This is a genomic window from Occallatibacter riparius, from assembly GCF_025264625.1.
GTDB lineage: Bacteria > Acidobacteriota > Terriglobia > Terriglobales > Acidobacteriaceae > Telmatobacter > Telmatobacter riparius.
On record NZ_CP093313.1, the window covers coordinates 2,377,098 to 2,398,671 of the forward strand.

At 60.6% G+C, this 21,574-nt stretch carries 20 protein-coding genes and 1 tRNA gene; 8 read left to right on the forward strand and 13 right to left on the reverse strand.

Features of this window, described 5'->3' with window-relative positions:
* Nucleotides 1-204 precede the first annotated feature (204 nt).
* Complete coding sequence (locus MOP44_RS09415) at nt 205-2,184, forward strand: acyltransferase family protein (protein ID WP_260795787.1); 1,980 nt, start codon at nt 205-207, stop codon at nt 2,182-2,184.
* Nucleotides 2,185-2,486: 302 nt separating this feature from the next.
* Here MOP44_RS09415 and MOP44_RS09420 read toward each other — a convergent pair whose 3' ends face one another.
* The 3 genes from MOP44_RS09420 to MOP44_RS09430 form a co-directional block, all read right to left on the reverse strand.
* The gene (locus tag MOP44_RS09420) at nt 2,487-4,427 is read right to left on the reverse strand and encodes a hypothetical protein (protein WP_260795788.1); all 1,941 of its coding nucleotides are present in this window, start codon (nt 4,425-4,427) and stop codon (nt 2,487-2,489) included.
* Between the two features lie 87 nt (nt 4,428-4,514).
* A tRNA-Pro gene (locus tag MOP44_RS09425) sits at nt 4,515-4,591 on the reverse strand.
* Nucleotides 4,592-4,738: 147 nt separating this feature from the next.
* Complete coding sequence (locus MOP44_RS09430; protein ID WP_260795789.1) at nt 4,739-5,011, reverse strand: oxidative damage protection protein; 273 nt, start codon at nt 5,009-5,011, stop codon at nt 4,739-4,741.
* A 120-nt stretch (nt 5,012-5,131) separates the two neighbouring features.
* Between MOP44_RS09430 and MOP44_RS09435 the strand changes: the two genes are divergently transcribed.
* Entirely contained in the window at nt 5,132-7,711 is a 2,580-nt protein-coding gene (locus tag MOP44_RS09435) for a ribonuclease R family protein (RefSeq protein ID WP_260795790.1), read from the forward strand.
* A gap of 27 nt (nt 7,712-7,738) precedes the next feature.
* Here the strand turns inward: MOP44_RS09435 and MOP44_RS09440 are convergent, their stop codons facing one another.
* Nucleotides 7,739-8,122: a DUF4870 domain-containing protein gene (locus tag MOP44_RS09440; protein WP_260795791.1), complete on the reverse strand. Its 384-nt coding sequence runs from the start codon at nt 8,120-8,122 to the stop codon at nt 7,739-7,741.
* A 244-nt stretch (nt 8,123-8,366) separates the two neighbouring features.
* Here MOP44_RS09440 and MOP44_RS09445 point away from each other — a divergent pair, with 244 nt between their 5' ends.
* Complete coding sequence (locus MOP44_RS09445) at nt 8,367-8,663, forward strand: nuclear transport factor 2 family protein (protein ID WP_260795792.1); 297 nt, start codon at nt 8,367-8,369, stop codon at nt 8,661-8,663.
* The gene (locus tag MOP44_RS09450) at nt 8,633-8,881 is read left to right on the forward strand and encodes a YybH family protein (RefSeq protein ID WP_260795793.1); all 249 of its coding nucleotides are present in this window, start codon (nt 8,633-8,635) and stop codon (nt 8,879-8,881) included. The genes MOP44_RS09445 and MOP44_RS09450 overlap by 31 nt, the downstream gene beginning before the upstream one ends.
* Here the strand turns inward: MOP44_RS09450 and thiL are convergent.
* Complete coding sequence (gene thiL, locus MOP44_RS09455) at nt 8,878-9,882, reverse strand: thiamine-phosphate kinase (RefSeq protein ID WP_260795794.1); 1,005 nt, start codon at nt 9,880-9,882, stop codon at nt 8,878-8,880. The genes MOP44_RS09450 and thiL overlap by 4 nt on opposite strands.
* A 337-nt stretch (nt 9,883-10,219) precedes the next feature.
* Between thiL and MOP44_RS09460 the strand changes: the two genes are divergently transcribed.
* The 3 genes from MOP44_RS09460 to MOP44_RS09470 all read left to right on the forward strand — a co-directional run bounded on the left by MOP44_RS09460 (nt 10,220) and on the right by MOP44_RS09470 (nt 12,742).
* Complete coding sequence (locus MOP44_RS09460; protein WP_260795795.1) at nt 10,220-11,200, forward strand: M23 family metallopeptidase; 981 nt, start codon at nt 10,220-10,222, stop codon at nt 11,198-11,200.
* 139 nt (nt 11,201-11,339) lie between these two features.
* Complete coding sequence (locus tag MOP44_RS09465) at nt 11,340-12,476, forward strand: glycoside hydrolase family 5 protein (protein WP_260795796.1); 1,137 nt, start codon at nt 11,340-11,342, stop codon at nt 12,474-12,476.
* Nucleotides 12,477-12,484: 8 nt separating this feature from the next.
* The gene (locus MOP44_RS09470) at nt 12,485-12,742 is read left to right on the forward strand and encodes a DUF2007 domain-containing protein (RefSeq protein WP_260795797.1); all 258 of its coding nucleotides are present in this window, start codon (nt 12,485-12,487) and stop codon (nt 12,740-12,742) included.
* Here the strand turns inward: MOP44_RS09470 and MOP44_RS09475 are convergent.
* The 5 genes from MOP44_RS09475 to MOP44_RS09495 all read right to left on the reverse strand — a co-directional run bounded on the left by MOP44_RS09475 (nt 12,725) and on the right by MOP44_RS09495 (nt 17,728).
* Complete coding sequence (locus MOP44_RS09475; protein ID WP_260795798.1) at nt 12,725-14,077, reverse strand: D-arabinono-1,4-lactone oxidase; 1,353 nt, start codon at nt 14,075-14,077, stop codon at nt 12,725-12,727. The two genes, MOP44_RS09470 and MOP44_RS09475, sit on opposite strands and share 18 nt — an antisense overlap.
* A 121-nt stretch (nt 14,078-14,198) precedes the next feature.
* Nucleotides 14,199-15,497, reverse strand: coding sequence for a dihydroorotase (locus MOP44_RS09480; protein WP_260795799.1), 1,299 nt, complete (start codon nt 15,495-15,497; stop codon nt 14,199-14,201).
* On the reverse strand, nt 15,494-16,519 hold the full coding sequence (locus MOP44_RS09485; protein ID WP_260795800.1) for an aspartate carbamoyltransferase catalytic subunit: 1,026 nt from the start codon (nt 16,517-16,519) through the stop codon (nt 15,494-15,496). Before MOP44_RS09485 ends, MOP44_RS09480 begins: the two co-directional genes overlap by 4 nt.
* Nucleotides 16,520-16,664: 145 nt before the next feature.
* On the reverse strand, nt 16,665-17,234 hold the full coding sequence (gene pyrR / locus MOP44_RS09490) for a bifunctional pyr operon transcriptional regulator/uracil phosphoribosyltransferase PyrR (protein WP_313901057.1): 570 nt from the start codon (nt 17,232-17,234) through the stop codon (nt 16,665-16,667).
* A gap of 71 nt (nt 17,235-17,305) precedes the next feature.
* Nucleotides 17,306-17,728 (reverse strand): polysaccharide biosynthesis C-terminal domain-containing protein, encoded by a 423-nt coding sequence (locus tag MOP44_RS09495; RefSeq protein WP_260795801.1) that lies wholly within the window; start codon nt 17,726-17,728, stop codon nt 17,306-17,308.
* Between the two features lie 16 nt (nt 17,729-17,744).
* Between MOP44_RS09495 and MOP44_RS09500 the strand changes: the two genes are divergently transcribed.
* Nucleotides 17,745-18,035 carry a hypothetical protein gene (locus MOP44_RS09500; RefSeq protein ID WP_260795802.1) on the forward strand — a complete coding sequence of 97 codons (291 nt, stop codon included), beginning with the start codon at nt 17,745-17,747 and terminating at the stop codon, nt 18,033-18,035.
* 127 nt (nt 18,036-18,162) lie between these two features.
* Here the strand turns inward: MOP44_RS09500 and MOP44_RS09505 are convergent, their stop codons facing one another.
* From MOP44_RS09505 to MOP44_RS09515, 3 genes are all read right to left on the reverse strand, one after another.
* Entirely contained in the window at nt 18,163-18,834 is a 672-nt protein-coding gene (locus tag MOP44_RS09505; protein ID WP_260795803.1) for a zinc ribbon domain-containing protein, read from the reverse strand.
* Between the two features lie 540 nt (nt 18,835-19,374).
* Nucleotides 19,375-20,100: a (d)CMP kinase gene (gene cmk / locus MOP44_RS09510; protein ID WP_260795804.1), complete on the reverse strand. Its 726-nt coding sequence runs from the start codon at nt 20,098-20,100 to the stop codon at nt 19,375-19,377.
* On the reverse strand, nt 20,097-21,503 hold the full coding sequence (locus MOP44_RS09515; protein WP_260795805.1) for a hypothetical protein: 1,407 nt from the start codon (nt 21,501-21,503) through the stop codon (nt 20,097-20,099). The genes cmk and MOP44_RS09515 overlap by 4 nt, the downstream gene beginning before the upstream one ends.
* Nucleotides 21,504-21,574 lie beyond the last annotated feature (71 nt).

The window sequence follows — 21,574 nt, forward strand, 5'->3', positions numbered from 1 at the left end:
TTCATGCGTGTAGTAAATTGATCGATGCGCGGCGTCATACCCGGCCCCAGATCCCCAGATCCGGCTTGAATACTGAGGGGTAGTCGCGGACGTGTCTCCTGGCGTGTCGAAATATGTATTCTCGTCCCCGATGTTGCTCATCGAGATGCCGTAACTGTATCGAAACTAAACGTCTAGACCCGACCTCAGGAGGGATGGTATCCGATGTTTGAATCTCGAGGTAGTGCGGACAGCCACCGCACCCAGTACCGCCCGCATATCGATGGACTACGCGCCGTAGCTGTTTTATCGGTAATCTTCTTCCATTTTTCTGACACGTGGTTTCCCGGCGGATATTTGGGGGTCGATATCTTCTTCGTCATTTCCGGATACCTGATTACGAAGGTGATTTGGCGCGAAGCGAACGACAACGAATTTACACTTGCTCGGTTTTATGAGCGCCGAGTTCGCCGGATTATGCCGGCTTTGCTTTTCTTGTTGCTCTTTGTTTCGGTCGTTTCTTTCTTACTGCTTTTGCCTCTCGATCTGAAAGGTTACGCCAAGAGCCTCTTTGCCAGCGTGTCATTTGCTGCGAATCTTTATTTCTGGAGAACCACGGGCTATTTTGGTGGATTGGCGAGCGAAAAGCCGCTACTTCACCTCTGGTCACTTGGAGTCGAGGAACAGTTCTACATCCTGTTCCCAATGCTTGTGGTTCTATGCACGAGATGGCGTCGCTCGATACTGGTCCCGGTCACAGCGGGGCTGGTGGTCCTCTCGTTCGCTGCCAACACTCTCGCCTTACGCATTGACGCCGATAAACCCGCGTTTTACCTCCTGCCCACACGAGCATGGGAGATCGGCGCGGGGTGTCTTCTCGCGTTGATGCCGGTTATGAAGCTTCAGTCCAAATGGATAAGAGAGTTCCTGGCGATTGTGGCCGTCGGCTTTCTTGTTTGGGGACTCTTCTTCAACGGAGGGCATCTCTGGACCGACAGGATTCCAGTTGCGATCTGGGTGGTTCTGGGAGCCACATTGGCCATTTACCTCGGTGAGAGCGGTGGCTGCTGGTCGAGCCGATTGCTTTCCCTTCCGTTGATGACCTTCATTGGCCTTATCTCTTACTCCCTCTACCTCTGGCACTGGCCGCTCTTGGTGTTTACGCGGTATTACTTAATTGAATCCACTGTTCCATTCAGGCAAGTGGCGATCCTTTTGGTCGTTATGTTTGGGCTTGCGACCTTGTCATGGCGGTATATCGAACGGCCTTTCCGGAGCCGCTCAATGCCAGTTCGAAGAGTCGTGGCCTGGGTCGCAAGCGGCTCTATCGTCGTAATCGCGGCAGCTGGCGTTGTACTTAAGTCCGACGGGTTTCCGTCGCGATATAACCAATCGATTGCAAAGATCAGCGCGGAGATTGGGACAGAATACCGCTGCGAATTTGGTCAGTATTTTCTTTTTGGAGGAGGGCGCGCTTGCCTCCTCGGTGCTTCAGGTAAGGATCCAGATACCGCCAGCGTGGCGCTGATGGGAAACTCACATGTGGAAATGTATGCCCCACTTGTCACCGAGATTTTGCGTAAGGAGCATAAGGTCGGCATCATGGTTCCTCTTACTCCCTGCCTCCCGATGCCCGACTTCAATCTGTCCCAAGCCTGTAGCACCGCGGCGGCGAAAAATCTCAGAGCAGTCGAGTCGCTGTCGCGGGTCCAAACCGTGATCATTGGAATGACCTGGGACCGGAGCGCAGAGCCTCCCTTCCTGGAAGTGGCGGATCCAGATCTCCAAGCCAGGCATTTCCGCGAAAGTTTAGATCGGGTGATTGACGGACTCGAAAAAAGCGGGAAATCGGTAATATTGGTGGGGCCTATAGCAACCCCGCGTTATCAGGTGGCCTCCGTCGTGGCGCGACAACTCGCTTTCGCTCATAAGTTGACAGCGCCTTTGTACTGGCCTGCCGATGATTTCATCAATAGGTATCAGAAGGTATTTACTCATTACTCATCTAAAAAGGACATCGTCTTCATCCGCCCTGATGAAATTCAATGCCAAAACGGGAAATGCGACTTCTTCCGGGATGGGATGCCGCTGTTTGCGGACGATAATCACGTTACGCAGGATGCTCTCCCGCTATTTCGTCCCGCCTTCGAACCTGTATTGACCCAGATCTTTGAGGAGAGCCGCAGTCAAGCCGTTGGGCAATGAATGTGGCGTGAAAAAAACCTAGGTGGCGTTTAGCTATACTCCCCAATAACCGAGAACGTGCACTCCAACCATACGATCGGGTGAGTATGCGAACTATACGGCGGGCGCAATAGCGACGCTGGCGATCGCCGCGAATATAGATCCATAGCGGGCTGATCTTGATTCCTGATTCTGCGCGCCCATGTGAGGGCATTGGAACCGGTGTGTCATCTGCATGGATAGCCTCTCGTGCTCGTGGCGAGCTTGCAACTTACAACTCGCTTCAAGCAGGCGGGTCCGTTCAGTTAGGTCAGCTTGGATGATTACTGTCTGGGTGCCGACCTGGTGTAGTCGGGAACGTCAGCAATTCGGCTTCCGGTCTGCTCATTGACCGTGTTCCGAACCGCAATTCCTGATCCTCCGACGGCCCCTCTGGCGTAGTCACTGGATACCATCGACTTCACGCCGTTGACGCGATTTGTGGACAGGTTTACATTGCCTATTGCCGTACTAGTGGGGCTGGATGTGGGCATTGCGCCGGGTTTCCCCGACTCAACCGTCTGCATGAACGTGTGGTTTGTCGCTGTAAAGTATGAGTTCTCACCACCCGGAGTCCTGCCAACCCAAAGCTGATACGAAGTGGCGCATGCAACCGGCGCCCACGCCCAATCAATCGAATTCGTGTTACCTGCTTTGGACGTAGTGCCGTGGCCTTCCGCCCCCACGGTGCTGCCGGATGGACACAATGCCACCACCCTCGCGTAATAAGTCGTGTTTGCCGGCAGCGATCCATTGATACTGGGAATCATGGCAGCATGGGGCATTCCACCTGGTCCCCGATCGTCAGCCTTGATGCTAACCGCACTCAATAATGAGCTGAAGTGCGACTCGGTGATGCTTGCATTCAGGGAGTTGTAGAGGGAGACACCGCGGGAAACGCTTGCTGCAACCCCATTGCATGTCAGGTTCGAGATCTTAGCTCCCGTTGTCCACGCCAGGAAAACGCAAGCTTGCTTTCCAGGCGAAGCATTGGCCGGCGCTTCGAGATTCAGACCTGAAAAGGTTGGATTGGTTGCGTAGTATAGTCCAACACCGCCACCGGACATGTTGGTTCCAGTCAAGCCGCCGACCATCACATTTTTTGATCCAGCGCCAGTGGGCAGCCAAAGCCCCCCGCCGAATGCCTTGCCCGTCCCGTCGGAACAGGAGTTGTCGGTCCATACAGCATCTGTATTACCAACTTCCTCGAAGCACGTCTCGCTAATTCCGGTGGCAGTGTTTCCCGACATGGATACACCGACCGAGCCGTTCACGGACAAGCCGAGCCTGCCATTTTTTGTCTTGTTGTTCGAGATGGTGCTGTTGCGGAGATATCCAAACTCTACGCGGTCACCGAGGTCGCCTCGATTAGCAACGTTGTCTACCGCAGGCCTCCCTGACCCCGACGGGCAGGACACGGTGGGGCTGGCTGGCTTCAGAACCGAAGTATTGTTGCTGAATACCAGACCGTCATAGTAGTAAGTGATCTGATGCGCAGCGTCATAGTAGCCGATCACTTGGAAGGAGTCCTTATTGGGGCAGGGGTTACCGGTGGTATCGACCAGGTTGTTTGTGATCTTCACGCCCTTGATACTGTCACTACCGTCGGATGGCGGGTGCGTAATCTGCAGCCGAAAGCTATGGAAACCTGCGTTGTATCCATGACTCTTCTGTATCGCAAGATATGGCGTGTCCGCCGCGAATATGTTGTAAGCTAGCGAGTTTTGGACGGTGAGGCCGATAATGCTAACGTAGGCGGCATTTCTAATCAGTATCGCGCCGCACGAAAAGCGACAATTCGACGAATCGGCATTCTGGCTATTGCCGTCGATGGTTCCGGTCCCATTCATTGTCACATGGTCGGCGGTAATCGTGACAGTATATGCAACCACGCGGTCGGGTTGCTTCACTACCGCGGGAGCGTTGATCTCCCACCACTGGCCAGGTGTGTTTATGGTGAACTTAGCGATGCAGGTTCCACTCCGGACATAGACCTTGCCGTTTGCTCCAGCCGCCGCCTCTGCCCGGGCAAACGCATCTGAATCGTCAGTTCTCCCGTCGCATCTCGCGCCATACGAAGACACATCGACGGCTCGCGCAGCAGCGACTTGATACGATGTGCTCCCGCGGTGAGCCACAGCGGCAAGGTCGTTAAGGGATTGCGCAGAGGAATCGCAGATCACGAAGAGAAACAGAGCAGGCAAGAGCAGCAGGCGAGTCTTCATCGCGTTATCAACCCCGAGGTGACGTCGTCACCCTATCGTAGGGTACTTCCCACGGAATAAATATTTCATATTTTTGATTCTTAAAGATGGTCGGGACGGGCAGATTTGAACTGCCGACCCCTCGCACCCCAAGCGAGTGCTCTACCAGGCTGAGCCACGTCCCGACACGATTGAGCCGGCCCGGGAGAGCCGGCTTTTGGGGTCTTCAACTAGTTTACACCAGCAGGCCGAAATCCGCCTTTTACGCCAACGCCGCGTCTCACTTCACCCTTACCTGAGCGAAGCCGGAGAACAATGAGCCTGTAACTTCCCTACTGCGACGGCGGCATGTACTCGCTGGGCAGCGCCGACCCGGAGCCGAAGAAGAACTCCTCCATCTGCTCCACCAGGAACTGCTGCGCCTGAGGGGTCCACGGCTGCAGGCGATACTCGTTCAGCAGCATCTTCTGTCGTTCCACCCACTCGCCCCACGCCGCCTTGGAGACGTTCTTGTAAATCTTCTGACCGAATTCAGAGTCGAAGGGAGGCTCGTCCAGCCCCTCCATCTCCTTCTTGTTGCGTACGCAAAAAACCATGTGCGCCATTGCTCGCAGTACCTTTCGTCTGACTGAATCCATTGTATCGAAGCAATCTGCGCAGCCCGCAGCATCACACTTCGTCAATGTGCTTGTGGCTTCCCGCCCGCATCCGAGTACTCTTGAGGCATGAACGATCGGGAACTCATCGCGCACATCGCCCGCTCCGCCGGAGCGAAGGCCGGCTACAAGCAACTCGTACGCGAGTTGGGCCTGGCCGGTGGACGCGACCGCCGCTTACTGCGCGAACAACTCGCCCGCATCACTGCTCGCGGCGAACTCACCCAGCTCGTCCGCGACATGTGGAGCATCCCGAAGTCCCCCTCCTCCTCCTCCTCCTCCGGCACACGCGACAACCTCATTGCCGGCCGCCTCGATCTGCACCGCGACGGCTACGGCTTCGTGCGCCCCAACGCCCGCCAATCCGTCGGCCAGCAAGATGACGTCTTCATCCCGCCCGACGAAATCAACGGCGCCATGCAGGGTGATCAGGTCCTCGTGGAACTTGCTCCGCCGCGTGCCGATGGCCGCCGCCTCGGCCGCATCGCTCGCGTCCTCGAGCGCCGCAACGCCACCATCGTCGGCACCTTCCACTACGCGAAAGGCCGGACCCAGGGCAACTATGTAGTTCCGTTCGACGAGCGCATGTCGCAGTCGATCCTCATTCCCCTTGGCGCGGAGATCCCGCCCCAATCCGACGCCACGCCGCACCGCATCATCGGCGACGACGCCCGCAAAGCTGCGCACGAGCACGACAATCTCGAAGACCTCATCGTCGACGTCGAGATCACCGCCTGGCCCACGCCTACCAAGCCTCCCATCGGCCGTGTCCTTGAAGTCCTCGGCCACCCCGACGACTTCGGCGTCGACGTGGAGATGATGATCCGCAAGCACCAGCTTCCGCGCGTGTTTCCCGCCAATGTACTTGCTGAGGCCAAGCGGGTCGCGCATCTCGACCGTGCCGAAGTTGATCGCCGCCGCGATTTCCGCGGTCTGCCCATCGTCACCATCGACGGCGAAACCGCGCGCGACTTCGATGATGCCGTTCTCGTCGAAGAGCGCCCCAACGGCGGCTATCAATTACAAGTCCACATCGCCGACGTCGCCGAGTACGTGCGTCCTGGCACCGATCTCGATCTCGAAGCGCGCCTGCGCGGCACCAGCGTCTACTTTCCTGATCGCGCCATTCCGATGTTGCCGCAAGAACTCTCCAGCGATATCTGCTCGCTCCGCCCCGAGGAAACACGCCTCGTCCTCTCCTGCCTCACGCAACTCGACGCGCAGGGCAACATCGAGAGCTACGAGATTTGCGAAGGAGTCATCGCCTCCGCCGCGCGCATGACTTACACCAAGGTGCACATGATCCTCGAAGGCGACGAGGAGACGCGCGCGCAATATCCCGAGCTCACCTCCGACTTCGAGCTGATGCAGAAGCTCGCCGTGCTCATGAATCAACGCCGTGAAGAGCGCGGCTCCATTGATTTCGATCTGCCCGAGCCCGTCATTCAATTCGACGAGAACGGCCAGATGCGCGGCGTCACGCGCGCCGAGCGCACCTGGGCCAACCGCCTCATAGAGGAATTCATGCTCGCCGCCAACGAGTGTGTCGCCACCTGGCTTGAAGACCTTGGCGTCCCATCGCTCTATCGCATCCACGAGAAGCCCGACCCGCGCCGCGTCGTGCAGTTCGAAGAGCTCGCCACCGCCTTCGGATACACGCTCGGCCTCGGCACGCTGCCGGTCAAGCGCATCACCACGCGCGGTGACCGGCGCGACTCCCAGCGCAGTGGCCGCAAAGCGCAAACGCATGAAGTGCCTGAAGACATCGCCGTCACGCCCAAGATGTATCAGCGCCTCGCCAAGCGCATCGAAGGCAAGCCCGAGGAGCGCATCCTCAGCTATCTCATGCTGCGCTCGCTCCAGCAGGCGCGCTACTCAGAGAACAACGAGGGCCACTTCGCCCTCGCCGCGCCAACTTACACACACTTCACCTCGCCCATCCGCCGCTATCCCGATCTCATCGTGCACCGCATCTCGAAAGCCCTGCTCCGCGCCGGCATCAAAGGTCGCGGCGAAATCGCCAAAGGCCGGCTCGATTCCCCGTGGATCCATCCGCATGAAGGCTTCGCCGGAATCAAGCTGGACAGGCGCGTGCCGCAGGTCTCCGCTCCGAGATCCGGAAGCGGAAGCGCGCACCCCATCGAAGCTCCGATACCCGAAGCCGAGCTAGCCCAGATCGCCGAAGAAACCAGCCAGACCGAACGCCGCGCCGCCGAAGCGGAACGCGAGCTCGTCGAATGGAAGAAGGTCCGCTTCATGCAGGATCGCGTCGGCGAAGAGTTCGAAGCCCTCGTCCTCAATCCCACGAAGTACGGCATGTTCGTCGAGCTAACCGATCTGTTCGTCGAGGGCCTGGTCCCCATCGACACGCTGCGCGACGACCGCTACACCTTCCGTGAGAACACGCATGAAATCGTGGGGGATCGCTTCGGCCGCAAGTTCCGCGCCGGCGATCGCGTGCACGTGATCCTTGATCGTATCCTCGCGCAGGAGCGCCGACTTCAATTCTCCATCGCGGAAGAGGGCATTCCGCTCACAGGCAAGCGCAAGCCCAAGCCGCCGAAGAAAGCAAAGAAGCAGCGCCGCGACGAGCCACGCTCGAACCCTTCAAAGGTGCGCAACCGCTTCGGCCGCGGCAAGCGCCGCTGAGCTCAGCGCCGCCGCAGCCGTGCGCGATTAGATCGTCGTGCCGGCTTGTTTTTCCGCAAACGCAGCAATCACCGGAATCTTGAACGCCTTGCCGTTGACCGCGTTAATCACAACCAGTAGCCAGACCGCAAACAGGCCCAAGCTTACCACCAGGGATAGCATGCTCGTTATGGCCCAGCCGAAGATCGGATACAGAAAGCCTACGGCCACGCGCACCACGATCGCTGCAATGAACAGGCAGATCGATTGCCACGAGTGAAACTTTATCTTGGGGTTCTGGTTGTAGGGCGCAGTGGCGAGAAAGATAATCGCCGGGATGAACGTCACGTAAGCAAGCGCGCAGGCTGCGTTTTCGCTCAGTCCTGCTTGTTGGGCTTGCGGTGCCTGTGGGGTCTGAATAGGGTCGGGCATAGCAACTCCTTTTGGATTTAGGTAGGTGTTCTCGCTTGTTTGTGACGTGTCCGCAACTAGCGGCGGCAGATCCCTCGGAGCGAGGGCAGCGGAACTCCCTCGAGCCGAGGGGAGACTTAATTTCCCAACCAGAAAAGCGCTAAGCTTCTCGATTGTCAAGGAAAATCCTTAGCTAGCGAATGTCCGCTAGTAACTTGGAATCATCGGCTACTCTGGCTGCATCGGTGTTCTGGAGGAGTTCGCGATGAAGGTTTTGCGAGAAGTCTGCGTCCTGGGCTCATTGTTGTTCGTGGCCTTGTCAATTGCCACGGCGCAGAGCGCCCCTGCCACCGACCAGCAGTCCGCTACACAGATCCGCCAACTCATCGATACCTACACGCAGGCCGTCGATGCAGCCGATCCCAATCTCGCAGCGAAAGTCTTTCTCACCACGCCCGACGTATCCTTCATCAATCCCGTGGGCCACGAGCGCGGCTGGAATCAGATTGCCGATGAATGTGTGTGCGCCTCATGGGCCAGACCTTCTCGAAGCGCTCGCTGAAAGCCTCCGCCGAACCGGTGATCCATGTTTATGGCGATGCCGCGGTTGCCGAGTTCGACTGGGACTTCCACGCCACCCTGCGCAAGGACGGCTCGCCCGTACACACCACCGGCCGCGAGAGTCAGTTCTATGTCAAGTTCCCTGACAAGGGCTGGCGCCTGGTCCACGTGCACTACTCCGGCCCCGCCGTGCCCCCACCCTCGAACGGCCAGTTCTAGATGAAATGCTGCCAGCCGCGCTCTTCCAGCGGCTGCGTCGCAACATCGCCAATCAACGCAACCTGCGGCCGATTCCGCTGCCGCCGCACCACCCGCCCGATCCGCGTAATCGCAACCCCCGCAACCCTCGCCGGGACGCGCTTGCCCGCGCGCGCCGTGAACAACAGCTCATAGTCCTCGCCGCCATGCAGCGCCTGATCGAGCGTTGCGCCCAAGCCCAGCGGAATCGCAGCCGCATCCACTTCAGCAGCCACCCCGGACTCCTCGCAAATGTGCGCCAGATCCGTCGACAGCCCATCGCTGAGGTCAATCGCAGCCGCCGCAATCCCGCGCCGCCGCAGCCACTCGCCCTGCGCCAACCGCGGCTGCGGATAGAGATGCGGCTGCAACATTGCCGCCCATCGTGCCGGAACCCGCCGCGCCGCGCCGCCCAACTCAGCCAGCTTCGCCAGCCCCGCGGCCGAGCCGCCCAGCGCGCCTGTTACATAAATTCCGTCTCCTGGCCTGGCTCCCGACCGCAACAAGGCCCGCCCACGCGGCACCGCACCTACCAGCACGATATCGGCCAGCGCCACTGGTGACTCCGCCATGTCGCCGCCGGCCACTGGAGTCTTATGTGCCTCCGCAAGCGCAAGCAGCCCATCGTAGAAACGCGATACCCAGGACTTGCCCGTGCGTGCCGATTTCACCAGATCCTTCGGCAGCCCCAGAGACACAAATGCAGCCAGCGGCCGCGCGCCCATCGCCGCCAGATCGCTCAATCCACGCGCCAGCGTCCGGTGCCCGACAGCTTCCGGCGAATACCAGCCCACACGGAAGTGCCGGCCGTCGATGCTCAGGTCTGTGGTCACGGCTATCTCCTGGCCCGCCCGCGGCCGCAGCAGCGCGCAGTCGTCGCCGATCCCCAGCGCCACCCCTGCTCCGCCGCTCACGCGCGACCGGATCTGCCGCAGCAGGTCGAGCTCCGCCCCCCGCATCTGCGTCCTTTGCCCGTGAGCCATCCGTCTCAGCATAAAAGGTCGCGGGCGTAATCCTGCTCAAGGAAACCGCCGTCGAATCCGATGAATGCATCAAAACCAGAGCAGCAGAGCCGCAGCAAACGGTCTGGATTCCCCGTTTGTTCGCCTGGGTCGAACTAATTCGATTAACTTGTCATTGACCCACTTTGCACCGGTTGATAACCTAAGCAGGATCCACTACAAGGCGCGTTCCCCGCGCATTGTGTTTTTTTGAACGGTCCAACGGGCCCCAAACTTGCTTTTTGTCGAAATGGGTAACGGCGAATTGCGACGTCAGCGCAGCGGTGAATTCCTGCCGCAGCGATTGAGGGAGTAAAGAATGCTACGCAAACGCTATTACATTCTGTTCGTAGCCAGGGATGAAGAAGGACGGGTGGGCAAAATCCCGTTGCCCCTGCATTACGCCTACGGATTCGTCGCAGCAGCCCTGATCGGCGCCTTCACTATCGTGGGGCTTGCCGGTTCTTACACCCGCATGCTGCTCAAGACTGAGAGCTTCAACCAGGTCCGGCAGGAACGCGAAGAGCTGCGCAAGAACTATCAGCAGATGGCGAAGACCGTGCACGATCGCGACGTGCAGGTTGCGAGCCTTGGTGCCTTGGCCAGCGAAGTGACTGCTCTCTACGGAATGCGCCAGAATCGCCTGGTTGCTACGCATTCAGTGACGGGCAAGTCCGCAGTCGCAAGCACATCCCCTGTAAATGCCGCGCTGAATGACGACATGAGCTCACAGAACGTCAAGGCCACCATCGACACCTTCGTTGCCCTGCGCAACCAGGCCATGTCTGGCCGCGTCTCGCGCGCCCTGGAGAGCGGCCTCTCCTCTTCGTTTGCAGGCGACTGGAACCAGCTCGCTGACGCCCCCTCCCTCTGGCCAATTGAAGGCTTTGTAGCTTCGAGCTTCGGCTCCCGCCAGGATCCCATCAACGGAGAAGGCGCCTTCCATCCCGGCATCGATATCGATGCTCCTAAGGGCACGCCCGTCCGCGCTGCCGGTGACGGTGAAGTGACCGGAGCCAGCATGGGCGCGGGCTACGGCAAGGAAGTGACCATCAATCACGGCCACGATGTCGTGACCCTCTACGGCCATCTCTCTGCGATCTCAGTTGTTCCGGGCGAGCGCGTCACCCGCGGACAGGTTATCGGCTACGTCGGCCAGACCGGCCGCGCCACCGGCCCGCACCTTCACTACGAAGTGCGCGTGCACGCGGTGCCCGTCAATCCTCACAAATACCTGCGCACCAGCTTCCAGCAGATTGCCGGCGAACTCGGCAAAGCCACGACCACGCCCGGCAGCTAACCTGCCGCGCTCGGCAGCAAGCGCATCGATCTCCGGTTGAACTTCTGTGCGGCTCCCCCTTGTCGGGAGCCGCTTTTGTCTCTGCGTCGTAGTATCGTGAACGGTTGTCATCTTTCACCGTTCGCGAGGGCTCCTGCACATGCGCTTCATCCGCCTTGCTTCTCTTCTGCTCCTTGTTGCCTGTCCCATCTTTGCGCAGGATCGCGCCGCCGGCCTGCAGACGGCCTTTGCCCGCGCGCAGCATCTGCGCCACGGCATCAATGCCTCGGAGTGGTTCGCGCAGCACGCCTACGACTACTCCGCCACATTCACCAATCGCTACACCGATGACGGCGACATTGCCCTGATGGCGAAGCTCGGCTTCGACAACGTGCGCCTCAGCATCGATCCTGTTCCGCTCGAGCGCGAGCCGCACGACGCTGAAGGCTTCAATGCCGACTTCGCCGGCCGCCTCGATCACGCGGTGGACACCATGCTCGCCAACGGTCTCGCCGTGCAGATCGACATCCATCCCGAGTCCGACTACAAGCGGCAGGTGCGCGAGAGCGGTGAAGGCGTCGATCGCTTCGTGATGCTGTGGCGCCGCCTGGCCGCGCACTACGCCAGTCGCAATCCCGACCTCGTCTTCTTCGAGATCATGAACGAGCCTGAAGTCAGCGACCCCTATCGCTGGGCCGGCATCCAGGCGCGCGCCGCCGCTGCTATCCGCGAAGTTGCTCCGAAGAACACCATCATCGCCACAGGCCCGAACTGGTCCGGCATCGACGATCTGCTCACGCAGCATCCGCTCCCCGATGGCAACGTGATCTACACATTTCACTTCTACCAGCCCGAGGACTTCACCCATCAGGGCGCCAGCTGGGGCACCGACTGGCACATCTATACCCACGACATCACCTATCCCTCAACCGAATCCGAAATGGCCGAGGGGCTCAAGCAGGTGCCCGACCTGCACCAACGTTACAACTTCGAGCACTACTGGCTCGACCACTGGGATGCGCATCGCATCAAGCTCCTGATGGATTCCGCCGCGGCCTGGGGCAAGGTCAACGGCGTGCCCATCACCTGCAATGAGTTCGGCGTCTATCGCCGCGTCACGCCCGAGGCATCGCGCATGCGCTGGATCAACGACGTTCGCACAGCGCTCGAAACCGGCGGCATCGGCTGGACCATGTGGGACTATCGTGGCGGTTTCGGCGTAGTGTGGAAAGAAGACGGCCAACCCGCTCGTGTCGACCAGAAGGTCGTCGAAGCCCTCGGCCTGAAAGGGAAGTAGGGAACCCAATGGAAGAGCCGGATCCGAAGCTGGAAATCGTCACAATCTTCGAGAGCGATGACCTCGTCGCCTTCAGCCTTGCCAAGTCGCTGCTCGACGATGCCGGCGTCGAATACTTCGCAAGCGAAGACGCCCCCGCCGGCTTCGGATTCAGCCCCATCCTGAACCCCATCCGCAGAATTCAGATCCCCGCGTATCGCAAGGAGCAGGCGCTCCAATTGATGGAGGAGTTATCCGACGCGGAGGACTCACCCGGCAGTAGTTGAGTACAGATTCGCGTCGATGAACTCGTTCCGGAACTTTCCCTTAGGATCAAGCTGCGCCAGCAGCGCCTTGAAATCCTTCAGCTTGGGATATCGCGTCTGAAGCTTCGCGGGCTCAACGGCGAAAACTTTGCCCCAGTGCGGCCGAGCCCCAAACGGCTCCAGCTTCGCCTCGATCTGCGGCAGAAGCTTGTTCACGGCCTCCGTCTCCGGCTTCAGCGTGAAATGAATCGCGAGCGAGTCGCGCTGGTACGCCATGCTCATCCACAGGTCATCAGCCGCGATCGTTCGCAGCTCAGTCACGAAGAGATGCGGCGTGATCTTGTCGCGTAACTGCTCCACGGCCATGATCGCCTCATATCCGCGATTGCGCGGCACAAAGTATTCCGCCTGCAACTCGCGTCCGCTGGAAGGCGTAAAGTTCATGCGGAAGTGCGGCAGCCGCTCGTACCATGGCCCCGGCACGCCACCCTGCTCCGTGCAACTCTCCGCCGGATGCCCATCGATCGGGTGCAGCTTCTCCTTCGCCAGCTTGGCCCCATAGAACTCCGGATCCCATTTGTTCGCGTCGCCCGCGCCAACCTTGCGCTTGATCCACACCTGCGAAGCGCGATGGTTTTGCCAGTCCGTGAACAAGCTCACGCTGTATCCCGCGCCGAAGATATCGGCGAAGTGATCCTTCAGGTGATCGAACGAGAGATTCTGATAGACCGACTGCGCCACCTGAAATGTCGGCAGCAGATTGAGCGTGACGCGCGTGACGATACCGGGCGCGCCGAGCCCCACCACCGCCGCCGCAAAATGCTCATCCTTGTCGCGCGACAACGTATGCACCTGCCCATCGGCCATCACCAGCTCTAGTGCGGACACCGCCGTTGCCAGGTTGCCGTTGTGCAGACCCGATCCGTGCGTGGCAGTGGCAATTGCACCCGCCACCGAAATGTGGGGCAGGGAAGCGAGGTTATGCAGCGCGTAGCCCTTCGCCTCGATCGCCGGCGCAAGCTTGCCGTATGCGATACCAGCGCCGACCGTAACCGTCTTCGCTTTCTCGTCAATGTCGATCGAGTCCAGCTTCTTCAGCGAAATCTGGTTCGCGGTGCTGTCGGCAATCGTCGAGAAGGAGTGCCGCGTCCCCAGCGCGCGCAGCTTGGCGCACTTCGTCACCACCTGCTGCACCTCTTCGACAGACGCCGGCACATGCAACTGGTCCGTGCTGTAGTTCAGGTTGCCGGCCCAGTTCTCGCGTGGCGTCTCCGGCTCCTGCCCCGGGGCAAGATGCGAAAACACGCTGCCTGCCACAATCGCTCCTGTTGTCTTCAGAAACTCCCGCTTGTCCATCACCGGCCTCGCTTGCGTCCGGTCGGAAACAAACCTGGGGAACTCCCGCCGCCGCAAGCCCGAGAATAAGTCACACGCCAGCTTCGAGCAAGCGCGGACTGAATTCGGAGCGGGCGTCAGACTACTTCAGCGCGTACGCCACCCGTCCTTCGCACACTGTCCAGTGCACCCGGCCCTGCATTGTCCAGCCGTCAAACGGCGTGTTGCGCGACTTCGACTTAGTGTCCGCCGCGCGATAGGTCCACTCCGCCTTCGAGTCGAAGATCACGGCGTCCGCGGCGCTTCCCACAGCCAGCGTTCCGCGACCCTTCAGCCCCAGGACCGCCGCAGGCTGCGCGCTCAGCAGGCTCAGCACGCGTCCCAGCGGCATCTTCCATTCCCGGTGCAGATAGCGCAGGCAGAGCCCCAGCGCCGTCTCTAGGCCAGTAATACCATTCGGCGCGCGTTCAAACTCCACTTCCTTCTCGTGCGTCGCGTGCGGCGCATGATCGGTGGCAATCGCATCCACTACGCCGTCCAGAATCGCCTCGATCATGGCATCGCGATCAGCAGCCGAGCGCAGCGGCGGATTCATCTTGAAGTTCGTGTTGTATTGCCCCACGTGCTCATCGATCAGCAGAAAGTGATGCGGAGCCACCTCGCAGGTCACCCGCAGCCCATTGCGCCGCGCCTGCCGCACCGCCGCAATCGCTCCTGCCGTCGATGTGTGGGCCACGTGCAGATGCGGCCGCGCATCGCGCAGCTCCGTCACCAGCCGGATATCACGCTCCACCAGCCCTGACTCAGCCTCCGCTGGCATGCCGCGCAACCCCAGTTTGAACGCCACCGGGCCCGCATTCATGCTCGCGCCCTGCGTCAGCCGCGTATCTTCGGCGTGCTGAATCACGCTCAGTCCCACGCGCGCGGCGGCGGCCAGTGTATCGCGCATCGCGCTGTCCTTCAGAATCGGGTGGCCGTCATCGGTCACCGCCACCGCGCCGGCGGACTTGAGCGCTGCAAAATCGTTAATCGTCTCGCCCTTGGAACCGCGCGTCGCCGCCGCAATCGGGAACACGCGCACGCTCGCGCCGCGATCCGGCGACTGCATCCAACGCGTAATGTCCACCGAATCATTTACCGGCATGGTGTTCGGCATTGCCGCCACTGCCGTGAATCCACCCGCCGCTGCCGCAGCTGTCCCGGTGGCAATCGTCTCCTTGTGCCCCTGTCCCGGCTCGCGCAGATGCACGTGAATATCGATCAACCCCGGCGCCACCACCAGCCCGGTGGCATCCAGCGTCTCGGCTCCGTTCACGCCCTTCAGCTTGCCGGGCCCGGCGATATCGGCGACTTTGCCGTCCTTGAGCAGAATGTCCTTCGGCGCATCCACTCCCGCCGCCGGATCGATCAGATGCCCATTGCGAATCACCAGCGCGCTCATGCCCGGCCTCCCTTGCTCGTAGCCGACAATGCGCGCTCCACCACCGCCATCCGGATCGCGACACCGTTGCTCACCTGCTCCAAAATCTTCGACTGCGGCCCATCCGCAACCCCGGCCGTAATCTCCAGACCGCGAATAATCGGCCCGGGATGCAGCACAATCGCCTCCGGCGCGAACGCATGCAGCCTGTCGCCCGTCAACTGATACGCGCGCTTGTACTCCTCCAGGTCGAGCTGCAGCCCCGCCAACCTTTCCGCCTGGATGCGCAGCATCATCACCACGTGCGACTGCTTCAGCGCCGGTTCAAAGTCGCGCTCAATGCGCACGCCAGGCCCCGCCGTCACGGCCACCTCCGGCAGCAACTCCTTCGGCCCGCACAGCACAACCTCGGCGCCCAGCCGCGGCAGCAGCAGCATGTTCGATCGCGCCACGCGGCTGTGCAGAATGTCTCCGGTGATCGATACCGTAACTCCCTTCAGCGTCTCCGGCCCGACCTCCGTCGCTCCGCCGCGCAGATGCGCGAGCATGGTGCGCAAATCGAGCAGCGCCTGCGTCGGATGCTCGTGCATGCCATCGCCCGCGTTAAGCACCGGCAGGTGCGTGTACTGCTCCAGCAGCCACGGTGCGCCGCTCGCGTTGTGCCGCAGAATGATCGTCTCGGCACCCAGCGCGCGTATCGTCAGCCCCGTGTCCTTGAGGCTCTCGCCCTTCTCGATGCTCGAGGAGAGATTCGAAACCAGCGTCGTATCGCAGCCCAGCGCCTTCGCCGCCAGCTCAAAGCTGGTACGCGTCCGCGTAGACGACTCGTAGAACAAGAGCGCCACCCGCCGCTTCGCGAACAACCTCATTCGCTCAAGCGGATCCTGCGCGGTAAGCTCCGTGGCCCGCCGCAGAACGTGGTTGAGCCCCTCGAGGCTCAAGTCGTTCACCGACATCAGCGAACCTGGATTGTGCGGAAACGGGATCGCCTGAACAGGCGGAGTCTGAAACGTGCGTCGTGCAGCAGCAGTAGCTGGGCTCATGGAACTCACTATCGTGCAGGCTGTCGGCCCTCAGCCGCAGTCTCAGCTCTTTAATCTGGTGCAGCCCATCACTTCGCGCGAATAACTGCCTGCCTCCCCGCCTCAACTGAGGGCTGACGGCTGAGGGCTGATGGCTGCATTTCGTTCAGTCGACCCGCTCCACCAGCAGCACCTGCTCGTCCTGGTCGACTTCCTGAAACTTCACTTCGATAATCTCGCGGCTGCTGGTCGGCACTTGCCTTCCCACATACGTCGCCTGGATCGGCAGCTCGCGATGCCCGCGGTCAATCAGTACGGCAAGCTGCACCCGCCGCGGCCTTCCGTGGTCGAACAGTGCATCCAGCGCCGCCCGAATCGTCCGCCCGGTATAGAGCACATCGTCGCAGAGCACTACATCCTTGCCGGTGATGTCGCAGCCAATCGCCCCCGGAGTAACCACGGGGCGCACATCGGCCGTCGAAAGATCATCCCGATAGAACTGAATGTCGAGAACGCCGGTCTCGACGGGGCACTTTTCAATGCCGGAAATCAGAGAAGCCAGCCGCTGCGCCAGCGGCACGCCGCGCCGCTTGATGCCCACCAGCACCATGCCTTCGCAGCCGTTGCTCTTCTCAACCACCTCGTGCGCCAGCCGCACCAGGGTTCGCTCAATCTCGGAGGCGGACATCAACCTGCCCTTCACGCGCAGGGAATGCTTCACTTCAGCTTCGCTCATGGGTGCGCTCTCGTCGCTTGTCTCTCGACGGATGATACGAGGTGGGGCCGCGTGCGGGCAAATGAGAGATTTCAGCCCTCACTTTGAATCGCGAGGACGCAGGGAAAACTATCCATTCGCTCCGGATTCCAGGCAAGATTGGCGAACGAAAAGGTCCACAAGGGCTCGTTGCCGCAATTCAAAATGGCGTGCGAAGCACCCGGCTGAATCTCCAGGATCACCGCTCCTCCGCGGGCGAACGCTCTCGTCTCGGCGTCGGTTCCGGGCCCCTGGTTGAAGGTCAACGTCCAACTGCCTTTCGAAAGGACCACGATCACCTCCCGCTTTTCCGCGTGGTAATGATTGCCGCGAATCCTTCCCGGGAGAATTGTAGCAACGTGGCCATCTTCCACACTGCCGAGGAATTTGATCCAGGAGGTTCCGGTTTGGAAACTCAGACCGCGTTCGTCTCCGGAATCAACTAGTTCTGTAAACTTCACGCTCGATTCAGACATTGCTCACCCCTCGCACATGATTACGATTGGGAAACCTGCTCAATTTCAGCATAGCTTTACCGGTGCCATGAGTCCGGAAAGCAGCGTTGCGATGAGTGCCGCCGTAAGTGGATTGCAAACTAAAGTATTCAATCGCGGAAGCCGAAAGAACAACTTCGTCATTTTTTCGCCACCGAGGACAGAGGGTGATGGCGACAGAATCCTTAAGATGTTCGCAAAAAATGGAACAGCACCCGGCGAGGCAGAGAATTCTTTATCCCAAAGGTATCTCGGCTGGATGACTACTGGTGGAGCGCATGGCGGCTGAGACCCTTGACACCGCTGCGGTGTTCGCGCGGGATGTTTTCATTGGCTCTGTGATAGCCGGGAGCCGAGCTCAGGCCCTAACTGACAGCATCAGATGGTTGAAGCTGGTGAGAAATCATCCCTCCCTCTTACGCTTCCGGGCCCCGAGACCGCGCCATCATCCGCGCTCCCAATGCCCCACCCGCCGCCGCAAACACCAACAGCCCAACTTCAAGCAGAAGCAGCCAGATCAGGACCATCCCTGCCCTGCCCTCCGGCGAGAGGAACAGGCTGCGCACGATCGTCACTGCCTGCGGATCCGCACTCTGGAACTGCCGGCTGAAGCTCTCGTTCACCTTCGAGGTCCAAGCCTCGTCGAAGGTTCCTCCCTGATGCATGAAGAAGCGCATGGAGTAGAACGCGATCCCCGTTGCGCAGAAGGCCAGCCAGCCCGCCATAAGTCCGGTGACCAGGCCGATCCGCGCGCCCGCTCCCATCGTGATCCACGGAGACCTCTGCCTGCGGACATAAATGGAAACTGCCCACGCCGCCGCGGCAGCAATCCAGAACAGTCCAAGCAGTCCCAGGGGCGTAAACCCGCACGACAGAATCCCCGCTGGGACAGCAACAATGAGCGCCGCGCGCAGTGCCGGCTTCCATTCCACCTGGCTCGCATCCCGCACCGCATCGGTCCACCGATCCGCCTGGGCCGGCTTCTCCCCTTCTTCACTCGAGTACACCAGCTGCGGCAGCCCGCACGTCGGGCAGAAGGTACTCCGGTCGGGAATCGGCTGGTGGCAGCGATTGCAGGTGATTTCCATCTACCTAGAGCGTATAGCATGCGGCCCGGCCTAGCGCCCGTCAAAATTGCGCGACCCTGCGCGCGACCAATCCGCGGGAACGCTTCACGCCCAGCGCAAAAACAAAAATCCAATCAGGCAAACTCCAATACCGGAGCGCCGATTCAGGCTTTTTGAGTCTTCACGGTACCGGCTTCCACTGTTGGCTGCCGAAGCAGAAGGGCCACGGGCAGAAACACGAAACTCCGCCGCACGCATTCCCGGCAGCGGACCGGATACATCAGGAAAACCAGGCGAATCAAATCTCCACCGCGGATTTTCGAAAGCCGAAGATCCGTGGAAGAGCAAAAACGGGGCACTGCTTTGCCATCTGTGACCTCCCAAAGGGATCGTACGTCGTGAACATTTAGCGGGGGTCCCAATAGCGACAGGTCGGGGCTGAAAGTGTCCAGCTACCCGGGGGAGGAAATAGGGCCCATGAATCGTTACTCGCTCATGCCACCAGATGCTGTGAATTTGGAAATCAAAGCGAAGAAATAACTTGCGGAGAGTCGACGGCGGTTAGCGTGCCGCCGGTTCTCCCATGGCCGCCAGCTTCTCCTCCACAATCGCCTCGGCCGCCTTCACAACCTCATCCAGAGTCATGTGGGTGGAGTCCAGCAGCACGGCGTCCTCCGCCGGGCGCAGAGGTGAGTCTGCCCGGCTTCTATCGCGCTGGTCGCGTGAACGAAGGTCTCGAATCACCTCTTCTGGCTGTTGGGCCGGCTCGGGGCCGAGCTGGTCAAAACGGCGCATGCCCCTGACCTCGGGCGCGGCGTCCAGAAATATTTTGGCTTCAGCGTGCGGAAACACCACGGTCCCGATGTCGCGGCCTTCCATCACCACGCCGCCCTCGGCGCCGAGCTGCTGCTGCAGCTTCACCATCCAGGCGCGCACAGGTGGAAACACACTGACCCGCGATGCGGCATCCGTCACCGTCGGATTGCGGAGCTGCCCCGTCACGTCTTCGTCGTCGAGCAAGACCCGGTTTTCGGCCTCACCTACTTCCAGGCGGATAGACGTTTCCTTGGATAGCTCAGTGAGTGCCGCGAGGTCGTCCAGTGGTACGTGGGCTCGCAGAGCCTTCAGGCCGAAGGCGCGGTACATCGCGCCCGTTTCAAGGTTCAGCAGGCCGAAATGCCGCGCCAGATGGCGGGCAATGGTGCTTTTACCCGCCCCTGCCGGTCCATCAATGGCGACAATAATCCGCTTGCCGGTCGTCAGAATGTCTGTCCCCGTGCAGCTCATCCGTGCTTCTTCGTCCCTTTACCGGCAAGACCGAAGCTCTTGCGGCCTGATCCAGCAGTAATCGGCTTGCGACCATTGCGATTGGCGGGACGCGCTTCCTTGCGTGCCGAAGCGGTCCGGCTCAGGCTGGAACTGCGGCCGGCACCCGGCTTCGCAGGAGCAGCAGCGTGGCTGCCATTGCGCGACTTCCACGCCGGCGCAGTCTTTTTGCCATTGCGGCTCGAAGCCGCGGAGCGCTCGCCCGAATTGGGCTTCGACGTCTTCGCCGCGCCGTGCCCATTGTTGCTGTGCCCGTTGCTGCCATGACCGTTGCTCGTGTGGGAACCGGTCTTGGCTGTGCCATTCCAACGCGAGCTTGCGCCGTTGCGGCTGTTGGCAGCCGGGCGCGCCGAGCGGCCCTCAGACGGACGCCGTGCAGGTGCTGGCTTCCGATCCCGGGTGTGGTTCGCGCTGCGGCCGAAGTGCGGGCGGCTCGAAACGTTCTTCGAACCGGAGGAGTGGCTGTGACTGGCCGGCTCCGCCTCTTCGACTTCGTGCTTCTTCTCCGGCGCCCGCACCGGTGCAACCGGTTCCGAATAGCTGTCTTCCTCACGCAGTTGCGTAAGGTAGGCAGACCCGAGGGTGCTCGCATAAATAGTTGGGCTCGGAGCGAACTCCGGCAGCGTCCCAGCAACGTAGAAGTGCGGAGCGTGGCCCAATGAAAGCGTATGAACCTGCCGCGTGGCGACCAGCCCGCGCAGGACTTCGCGAATCTTGCTGCGCGCCGTCAGCGGCGACAGGAAGATCTCCACTTCTTCCATGCTGGCGGCGATCACGGCCTGCAGGAAGATGGAGGCTAGCACTGAAATAGCGGTGACTTGCGACGTCGAAGCTCCCTCCGCAATGGCCTTCTGGAAGCGGACTCGGAGGAGCTGCCACTTGGCGGCCTTTCCGGGCGCGGCAACCATCGGAATGATGCGCAACTGCTGCCAGAGCTCTGTGATGGCGCGCAGAACGCCCATCTCGGTGAGCCCCTGGCCCAGAGCCTGCTTCAGATCGGCGACAGTTGCCTCGCCATGGCTCTCAAGGCGCTTGTAAAGCTGGATGGCGAGAGGCGAAACCGCACGCGAGCCGGTAAGCTGCGGCGTCCTGCGCCAGTCACGATCACCTCGCAGGGCATAAACATAGGGGAGAACCCAGGCCGCGACCACATAATCGGGCTGCTCGCCGGGAGTTCCAAGAAGATTCAGCCGAACCGCGACGCCCTTTTCTTCGAGCCTAACCAGCAACTCTTCGGCGTGCGCAATCTGTTTTTGGTCGGGAGTGCTGTTATGCTGCCCGGCCACCGCTTCCACAAAGCTGGGAGCTAGAGTCGTGGAGAATTGGCGCTTGGGGAGGAACAGGCACAAACCTGTTTCTTCCAACCATGTACACGCATCCTCCAGTGTCAGGGCTCCATGTCCGTTCTGGCGCATCCGTTCTGCGCGCGCTGCTT